Annotated in this window: 10 protein-coding genes; 5 read left to right on the top strand and 5 right to left on the bottom strand. The window is 72.3% G+C overall.

Annotated elements, in window-relative coordinates; all coding sequences use genetic code 11:
* The 5 genes from JCO01S_RS14840 to JCO01S_RS14820 all read left to right on the top strand — a co-directional run.
* Positions 1–637, top strand: a 637-nt coding sequence (locus tag JCO01S_RS14840) for an oxidoreductase (RefSeq protein ID WP_068257494.1), incomplete at its 5' end; no start/stop codon positions are given.
* A 14-nt stretch (positions 638–651) separates the two neighbouring features.
* Positions 652–987, top strand: coding sequence for a DUF3870 domain-containing protein (locus JCO01S_RS14835; RefSeq protein WP_068257491.1), 336 nt, complete (start codon positions 652–654; stop codon positions 985–987).
* Positions 988–1,087: 100 nt separating this feature from the next.
* A complete protein-coding gene (locus tag JCO01S_RS14830; RefSeq protein ID WP_068257488.1) occupies positions 1,088–2,242 on the top strand; it encodes a DUF819 family protein in 1,155 nt (384 codons plus the stop codon).
* A 23-nt stretch (positions 2,243–2,265) separates the two neighbouring features.
* On the top strand, positions 2,266–3,345 hold the full coding sequence (locus JCO01S_RS14825; protein WP_218002290.1) for a dipeptide epimerase: 1,080 nt from the start codon (positions 2,266–2,268) through the stop codon (positions 3,343–3,345).
* Complete coding sequence (locus JCO01S_RS14820; RefSeq protein WP_068257484.1) at positions 3,342–4,352, top strand: C40 family peptidase; 1,011 nt, start codon at positions 3,342–3,344, stop codon at positions 4,350–4,352. The genes JCO01S_RS14825 and JCO01S_RS14820 overlap by 4 nt, the downstream gene beginning before the upstream one ends.
* 83 nt (positions 4,353–4,435) lie before the next feature.
* On the opposite strand, the gene JCO01S_RS14815 is transcribed toward JCO01S_RS14820, so the two are convergent.
* The 5 genes from JCO01S_RS14815 to phnE all read right to left on the bottom strand — a co-directional run.
* Positions 4,436–5,221: a serine hydrolase gene (locus tag JCO01S_RS14815; protein WP_068257480.1), complete on the bottom strand. Its 786-nt coding sequence runs from the start codon at positions 5,219–5,221 to the stop codon at positions 4,436–4,438.
* Positions 5,218–5,550: a DUF3024 domain-containing protein gene (locus JCO01S_RS14810; protein WP_068257477.1), complete on the bottom strand. Its 333-nt coding sequence runs from the start codon at positions 5,548–5,550 to the stop codon at positions 5,218–5,220. Before JCO01S_RS14810 ends, JCO01S_RS14815 begins: the two co-directional genes overlap by 4 nt.
* 85 nt (positions 5,551–5,635) lie before the next feature.
* Positions 5,636–6,703 carry a zinc-binding dehydrogenase gene (locus tag JCO01S_RS14805; protein WP_068257474.1) on the bottom strand — a complete coding sequence of 356 codons (1,068 nt, stop codon included), beginning with the start codon at positions 6,701–6,703 and terminating at the stop codon, positions 5,636–5,638.
* Positions 6,700–7,383: a phosphonatase-like hydrolase gene (locus tag JCO01S_RS14800; protein ID WP_068257471.1), complete on the bottom strand. Its 684-nt coding sequence runs from the start codon at positions 7,381–7,383 to the stop codon at positions 6,700–6,702. Before JCO01S_RS14800 ends, JCO01S_RS14805 begins: the two co-directional genes overlap by 4 nt.
* Positions 7,384–7,414: 31 nt before the next feature.
* The coding region (gene phnE / locus JCO01S_RS14795; protein WP_157074655.1) for a phosphonate ABC transporter, permease protein PhnE at positions 7,415–8,202 on the bottom strand (788 nt) is incomplete at its 5' end.

The raw sequence follows: 8,202 nt of genomic DNA, 5'->3' as shown, positions 1-8,202 counted from the left end.
CGACGCGGCGCGGCGGGCCGAGCGGGCCGGTTTCGACGGCGTCGAGGTGCACGGCGCGCACGGGTACCTCATCTGCCAGTTCCTCGACGGGCGGAAGAACCACCGCGAGGACGGGTACGGCGGCTCCCTCGAGGGCCGCGCCCGGATGCTCTTCGAGGTGCTGCGCGGTATCCGGGCCGCGACCGGGCCGGACTTCCAGCTCGGGGTGCGCCTCACGCCCCGGGGCAACGGGATCGAACTCGACGAGGGCGTCAGCGTCGCCGGGTGGGTCCTGGACTCCGGGCTCGTGGACTACGTCGACATGTCCCTCTGGGACGCCTTCGCCGTCGTCGACGACGCCGGTGGGGACCTGCTCATCGACCGCTTCACGTCGCTGCCCCGCGGGGACGCGGCACTCGGCGTCGCCGGGAAGGTCCGCAGCGCCGAGCAGGCGCGCTGGTGCCTGGCGAAGGGGGCCGACTTCGTCGATCTCGGGCGCGCGGCGAGCGTGCACCACGACTTCCCGCGGTGCTCGCTCACCGATGCCGACTTCGCCATGGCGGACCTGCCGGTGACCCGACAGCACCTGCGCGAGCAGCGCGTGGGGGAGGACTTCATCGAGTACCTCGACGCGGGGTGGCCGGACTTCGTCGCCTGACCTACCCTGCAGTGGTGTCCCCGTCGATCTTCGTCACCGGCGAGGCGAAGGCTCCGTCGAACAACCCGATCACGACCCAGTTCGGGATGTTCTACGTGGCACTCGTCGTCGACACGGACACCCACCGCATCCTCGATGCGGAATGCTCGGCGACGTTGGCGCTGACGAATTCCTTCGTCAGGAGCTTGTTCGTCGGTGCAAGCATCGAGGAGGAGGGCACGTTGGCGGAGCAGGTGGCCGCGCGCTACCACGGCTCGTCGCAGCGGGCACTCGTGGCGGCGCTCGCCAATGCCGCCGCGAAGTACCGCAGCGTCGTCGACCCGCAGGGTCGGACGTCCTCACACAACTGATTGCCCGACCCTTCACCGGGCCGGACCCAGTCGGGAGCAGCTGGTCGCTCGACCATGCCTGCTTCCGACTTTTTTCGTTCTCCAGCAAGGGGTGTGGACAGTGATCGACAACGGCTTCCTCTTCATCGGCGTGCTCCTCGCGCTCTCCGGCGCCATCATCCTGCTCGACCAGCGCAGCACCAGCCGCTTCTTCCGCTACGTGCCCGGGTTCGTCCTCATGTACTTCGCGGCGGCGTTGCTGAACACGGTGGGCTTCTTCTCCGACGCGAAGGAGATCGAGACCGTCGGCGGGGGAGTCCAGGACGCGCTGCTGCCGGCGATGATCCTGCTGCTGCTCTTCACCTGCGACATCCGCCGGGTCATCCGGCTCGGCCCCAAGCTGCTCCTGACGCTCGTCGTCACCTCCGCGAGCATCATCGTCGGTTTCATCGTCGCCTACCTGGTCCTGAACTCCTTCCTCCACGAGGAGGCATGGAAGGCGCTCGGAGCGCTCAACGCCTCCTGGACCGGCGGCTCGGCGAACATGGTCGCCGTCCAGGGGATCCTCGAGGCGCCGGAGTCGGTCTTCGGGTACGTCCTCATCGTCGACACCGTCCTCTACTCCTTCTGGCTGCTGCTGATGTTCAGCTCGGTGTCGGTCTCGGAGAAGTTCAACCGCTGGACCGGGGCCGACACGGCCTACCTCGACGCCCACACCGGGACCGAGGACGAGGCCGACTCGGACCGGATCGACCTGCCCTCGCTCGCCATCGTCATCTGCGGCAGCATCGCCGTCTCCGCGGGCGCGACCTGGCTCGGTGGGCTCCTCCCCGAGCTCGGCGTCGTCGTCACCGCCACGACGTGGACGATCCTCATCGTCAGCATCCTCGGGCTGGTCATCGCCGCCACACCGCTCGGCCGCACCGCCGGCTCCAGCGAGGTCGCGATGGTCATGCTCTACCTGATCATCGGGATCATCGCCTCGGGGTCGGACTTCACCTCGCTCACCGAGGCGCCGCTCTACCTGCTCGCCGGCATCATCGTGCTGGCCGTGCACATCGCGATCATGGTGGTCTACGCCAAGCTCACCCGCACCGAGCTCTTCAGCCTCGCCGTGGCCAGCACCGCCAACATCGGCGGCGTCGCCTCCGCGCCGGTCGTGGCAAGCGCCTTCAACCGGCAGCTCGTCCCGGTCGGTGTGCTCTTCGCCCTCGTCGGCGCCTTCGCGGGGACCTTCCTCGGCCTGGTGTCGGCGCAGATCATGGCGGTCCTGTGAGCGCCGGGATGACCGTCACGTCGGTGCGCACCCGACCCTACGAGGGCCGGCTGCGCGCCCCCTTCGTCACGGCCCGGCGGCGGGTGGAGACCGTCACCGGGGTGCTCGTGGGGATCGAGCTGGCCGACGGCACCGTCGGCTTCGGGTCCGCCGCCGAGACCTACGCGGTCACCGGGGAGTCGGCGGCCTCGATCACCGCCGCGGTCCGGGGGCCGATCGCGGCTGCCCTCACCGAAGGGAGCCGGCCGGTCCGTGGCCACGCGGAGGCGGTCGCAGGGGCGTGCGTCGCCAACGCGGGTGCGAAGGCCGCGGTCGACGTCGCCCTGCACGACGCCTGGGCCCGGCAGCTGGGGATCCCGCTCGCGACGGCGCTCGGCGGGGACGTCGCCACGCCGCTGCACGGCGACATGACCATCAGCCTGACCGACCCGGAGGACATGGCCGCCCGTGCCGCAGGTGCGGCGGACCGGGGCCACGACACCCTCAAGATCAAGCTCGGCAGCGACTGGCGCGTCGACCTGGAGCGGCTGCGGGCCGTCGTCGACGCCGCCCCGGACGCCGCGCTCCGGCTCGACGCCAACCAGGGGTGGGACGTGAAGACGGCCATCCGGATCATCACCGCGATCGAGGAGGCCGGCCTGCCGGTGCAGCTCGTCGAGCAGCCCGTCGACCGGCGCGACCTCACCGGCCTCGGGGAGGTCACCCGGGCGGTCGGCACGCCGATCATGGCCGACGAGGCGGTCTCGGGCCCCGAGGACGCGCTGGACATCGTCGCCGGGCGCTGCGCGGACCTGCTCAACATCAAGCTGGCCAAGTGCGGTGGCATCCGACAGGCGCTGGCGATCGCGGACATCGCGGCGGCCGGCGGGATCGAGTGCATGGTCGGCGCGATGATGGAGCCGCGCATCTCGGTCACCGCCGCCGCGCACGTCGCCGCGGCCCACCCGAACATCACGCTGCTCGACCTGGACTCGGCCGAGTGGGTCGACGACCCCGGCCTCGCCGACAAGGGCTACTCGATGGACGGCTCCCTCATGCGGCTGCACGAGGGGCCGGGCATCGGCTTCGAGGAACTGTCACCGACCGAGAGGACACCGTCATGAGGGCCACGCACGCCATCGCAGCCGTGCTCGGCAGCGCGCTCGTCGTCAGCTGCCTGCCCGCCGCATCCGCGCAGGAGGCGGACACGATCGAGGCGGGGGACACCGCCTTCGTCGACGTCGCCGCCGCGACCCTGTGGGTCGAGCCGGACACCGACCGACCGCTGGACCGCCCGTCGACCACCAACCCGGTCGACCTCGACGAGTGGAACTCGCGCATGCAGGACACCGAGACCCGCCGCTGGCTCACCGGCAAGCTCGAGACCCAGGCGGTGCTCGGCTCGCAGGTCGAGGTCACCAAGGTCTCGGGCGACTGGGCGAAGGTGGTCCTCCCCGAGCAGGCGACGCCGCGCGACGAGCGCGGCTACCCCGGCTGGGTGCCGACGGACCAGCTCGTCGAGAACGACCGCTTCGAGCGGCAGGTCGAGCACCGCGACCGCGCCGTGGTGACCGACCGGACGGCGAGCCTGCAGCGCCCCGGTGGTCGGTCGGGGCCGGAGATCAGCTTCAACACCGAGCTGCCGGTGCTCCACGAGGGCCGGGACCGGGCCACGGTGGCGCTGCCCGACGGGTCGCGCGCGTCGCTCGACGAGGACGCGATCGAGGTGTACGCCCCGGGCGAGGGGCCGGCGGCGCCGACGGGGGAGGGCCTCGTCGAGACGGGCAGGACGTTCCTCGGGCTGCGCTACCTCTGGGCCGGCGTGTCCGCGTGGGGCTTCGACTGCTCGGGCTTCACGTACTCGATCCACCGGGCGCACGGCATCGACATCCCGCGCGACGCCGACGCCCAGGCCGCGGTCGGGCAGGACGTGGCCGTGGCGGACCTGGAGCCCGGTGACCTGCTCTTCTTCGCCCAGCCGGGCGGCACCGGCTCGGTGCACCACGTGGGCATGTACCTCGGCGACGGGAAGATGATCCACGCGCCCAACGCCGCCGAGTCGGTCTCGATCGTCGACTGGCAGCAGTGGGACGAGGACGAGGAGTTCTCGGGCGCCAAGCGGATGTGGTGACCGACGCTTCGAGGCTCCTCGCTGGCGCCCTTCGAGGCTCGGCCGCGGGCGGCCTCGCACCTCAGGGGCCGCTTCGTCGCACCTCAGCGAGCAGGGGAGCGCATCCGCAGCAGAAGGGCCTCGGTGACGGCCGCGATCACCTCGTCGGCGGCGGCCTCCGCCAGGCCCGAGGTGCACACGGCCAGGTAGCGCACGTCCGCAGCGCCCGGGTCCCCGACGAAGGCGACGTCGTGCCGGAAGCCCTCGACCTCGCCGGACTTCGAGCCGTGGCGCACCCCCTTCGGCAGGCCGGCGGCGATCGGGGCGATGGTCTGGCGCTCCAGCCAGTCCACCTGCCGGGCGACGAGATCGTCCGGGAGTCGTGTGGTGCCGAACCGGCCGGTGACGGTCGCTCGCAGCAGCATCGTGAGGTCGGCTGCCGTGGTCTCGTTCGTCAGGCCCCCTTCGACCGCGGAGGGATCACCGATGAGGCGCTCGATGCGGGTGTTCCGGGTGCCGCAGGCCTCCGGCACGGCGGCGACCGCGGGGACGCCGAGCAGCTCCATGACGGAGTTCGTCGCCTCGTTGGAGGAGCGGGTGATCATTGCCCCGAGCATCTCCGCGAGGCTCATCGGCGTGCCCTCGGCCGGCAGCTGGTGGTCCAGGTGGTCACCCTCCAGCGCGAAGGGGGCACCCCCGGCCCCCGTGAACGTGCGGCTGGCGGGCAGCTCGTCGGTGAGGGAGGCGCGGCCGTCGGCGACCGCCGTCGTGGCGGCGAGGAGCACGGCGAGCTTCATCGTCGAGGCCGCGTAGTAAGGACGGTCGGCGTCGCGGGCGAAGAGGGTGCGGCCCGCGGCGTCGGTGAGGTGGACGCTGATGCGCGGGGTCATCCCCAGAAGATCGGGTCCCCGCTGTCGATGAGCCAGTCCAGCTGCTCCTGGACCTCCGGGGTGGGCTCGAAGTCCTTGTAGGCGTGGAAGCGCATGTTGCGGTCGCACCAGTAGATGCTCCACAGCCCGGTCTTGGCGGTGTAGCGCAGCCGCGCGATGGGGGTGCGGTCCTCCTCGCCGATCCCGTCCCACGGCGGCCCGACCTCGACGATGTCGACATGTCGTTGGCTCACGTCAGCCTCGACGCGCACCTCATCCCACTGCTCCTCGGGGATCCGCTCGCGCGCCCACAGCTGGATCCGGTCCAGGTCGTTCTGCGGGATGGCCATGGCCTCAGCCTGTCATCTCTGGCTCGTCTCGTCACGGACCACGGTGGCAGCATCCGCGACGTCCTCCCGGCGGCCAGGGACTCCCTCACCACCGCACGACGGTCCTGGGCCTCCCGACATCACGACGGGTGAGCTCGGCGGCCAGGTCGAGGGCGCCGACCGGCCCGTCGAGCGCCTCGTCCCACGGCAGGGTGTCCCCGGACCGCGAGAGCATCGCCACCGCCTCCTGCAGGTGTCGCGGCTCGTAGTTGTGCACGCCGGTGATCGTGCGCCAGCCGCGCACGACCCACTCGGGGTCGACCTCCACCGTGCCGGCGGGGGCCACGCTGCCGGCGAGGACGAGCGAGCCGCCGACCTCGAGCGCGTCGAGGCAGGCACGAACCCCGGCGGTCGTGCCGGAGAACTCCAGCGCCACGTCGACACCGTCGTCGACGACGGCCGAGGTGGCGAGGGGCCTCGCACCACCCGCACCCGAGGCACCCTCGCTCCCGCCCACGGGGGCGAAGGACTCCGCCAGCCGACGGCGCCCGGCGGCCGGGTCCACCGCGAGCACCTCGGCCCCCCGGGACCGGGCGGCGGCGACCGCGACGAGCCCGAGCATGCCGAGCCCGTTGACGAGGACCCGCCGCCCGGTGAGCTCCCCGGCCCGCTCCAGCACGGCCATCACCGTCGCGACGGCGCAGCCGGCGGTGGACGCCGCGCCGTCCTCGATCGCGGCGGGCACGGTGCTGACGGCCTGCCCCTCGCGCAGCAGGATGTGGCTGGCGTAGGTGCCCGAGAGCGGCCAGTCGCCGGCGAAGCTCTCGTGACCGACCTTCGTCACCGTGGCGCACTTGGCGCTCAGCCCGCGCCGGCAGGCGGCGCAGTGCCCGCAGGAGCGGGTGACGCCGAAGACCACCCGGTGCCCCGGTCGCAGCAGGTCACCGGCGACGGTCCGGCCCCCTTCGCTCGCCACGACCTCGCCGACACCCTCGTGACCGAGCACCGACGGGCACGGCGACGGGCGCCGCCCGCTCACGGTGTGCCGGTCGGAGCCGCAGACGGTCGCCGCGGTGAGGCGCACGAGCGTCTCCCCGGGGCCGACGTCGGGGAGCGGGACGGTGACGATCTCGAAGTCCCGCCCCCCGCGCCAGAGGAGTGCCTCCGCGCTCATCGGGCCGCCGCGGGGAGGGCCACGACGCCGGGCAGGTCGGCGACGGAGTCGAGGACCATGTGCGCCCCGAGGGCCTCGAACTCGCCCCGGCTGACGTGGCCGGTGAGCACACCCACCGCGGTGACCCCGGCGGCACGCGCCGACCGGACGTCCGCGGCGGTGTCACCGGTGCTGACCACGGTGGCCGGGTCGGTGACGCCGACGCGCGCCATGGCCTCGCGGATGAGGTCCGGCTCAGGGCGCCCGGACGCCACCTCGTCGCCGGCGACGTGCGTGTCGATCGTCTCGCCGTCGGCCCACCCGAGCGTCTCGAGGATGAGGTCGGCGACGTCCCGGCTGAAGCCGGTGGTCAGCCCCACCTTCACCCCGCTGGCGCGAAGGGAGGCCAGCGCCTCCTCGACGCCCGGCAGCGGGGTGGGCGGCCGCTCGGTGTAGGACCGGCGCAGCTCCTCGCGGAACCACGTGAAGGCCTCGTCGACGAGCGCCTCGTCGGCCTCGACGCCGCCGAGCCGGAAGAGGTTGGTGATGGCCCACCGCTTCTCGGTGCCCATCCACTCCTGGAAGGTCTCGTCGGTGTAGCGGGCGCCGTGGCGCTCCGTGGCCTCGCGCAGCACGCGGTAGACCTCGTCGTGCTCGTCGATGGTCGTGCCGGCCATGTCGAAGACTGCGAGCTGGATCATGGTGGGTTCTCTCTTTCTGTGGGGAGTGGGGTCAGCGCACGGCCCGGCGCAGCCACATGGACAGCGCCTCGACCGCGAGGACGACGATCACCATGAGGATGAGGATCATCGTGACGACGTCGAACTGGTTGACGCGCGAGGCGTTGAGCAGGAGGAAGCCGATGCCACCGGCGCCGACGACGCCGAGCAGGGTGGCCGAGCGGATGTTCGTGTCGAGCAGGTACATCGTGTGGGCGACGAAGGACGGCGCAGCCTGCCGCAGCGTCGCCGCGAAGAAGGTCTGCAGCTCCGAGGCCCCTGCGGTGCGCATCGCGTCCTGGACGCGGGTGTCGGTCTCCTCGAGGGAGTCGGCGACGAGCTTCGCGAGGAGCCCCACCGCGCCGACCGCGAGGGCGAGGGCGCCGGCGACCCCACCGAGCCCGGTGATGACGACGAAGATGATCGCGAGGATGAGCTCGGGGATGCCGCGGACGAGGACGATGAGCAGGCGGAAGGCGGAGCGGACGCTGCGGTTGGCCACGACGTTGCTCGCCGCGAGCACGCCGATCGGGATGGCGAGCACCGCCCCGAGGAAGGTGGCGGCGAGCGCGATCTGGATCGTCACGAGCATCTCCGAGACGAGCGAGTCCATCATCCCGCCGGCCGAAGGGGGCAGGAAGAGCGCCGCCGTCTCCGGCAGCTTGACGAGGCCGTCCCAGAGCACGGCGGGGGAGAGGCGCACCTCCCAGGCGGAGGCGACGAGGAGCGCGAGCACGGCCCCGACCGCGAGGAAGCGGCGGCGGCGCTCCGCGGTCCACGGCGGGCTCAGCTGCACCTGCC

This window comes from Janibacter corallicola NBRC 107790, from assembly GCF_001570965.1.
Taxonomy (GTDB): Bacteria; Actinomycetota; Actinomycetes; order Actinomycetales; family Dermatophilaceae; genus Janibacter; species Janibacter corallicola.
This window is presented reverse-complemented; position numbering and strand designations above follow the sequence as displayed.

Excerpts from the sequence above, each read along its gene's own strand:
- JCO01S_RS14820 (WP_068257484.1), top strand. The coding sequence starts at position 3,342 with ATGAGGGCCACGCACGCCATCGCAGCCGTGCTCGGCAGCGCGCTCGTC.
- JCO01S_RS14815 (WP_068257480.1), bottom strand. The coding sequence starts at position 5,221 with ATGACCCCGCGCATCAGCGTCCACCTCACCGACGCCGCGGGCCGCACC.
- JCO01S_RS14810 (WP_068257477.1), bottom strand. The coding sequence starts at position 5,550 with ATGGCCATCCCGCAGAACGACCTGGACCGGATCCAGCTGTGGGCGCGC.
- JCO01S_RS14805 (WP_068257474.1), bottom strand. The coding sequence starts at position 6,703 with ATGAGCGCGGAGGCACTCCTCTGGCGCGGGGGGCGGGACTTCGAGATC.
- JCO01S_RS14800 (WP_068257471.1), bottom strand. The coding sequence starts at position 7,383 with ATGATCCAGCTCGCAGTCTTCGACATGGCCGGCACGACCATCGACGAG.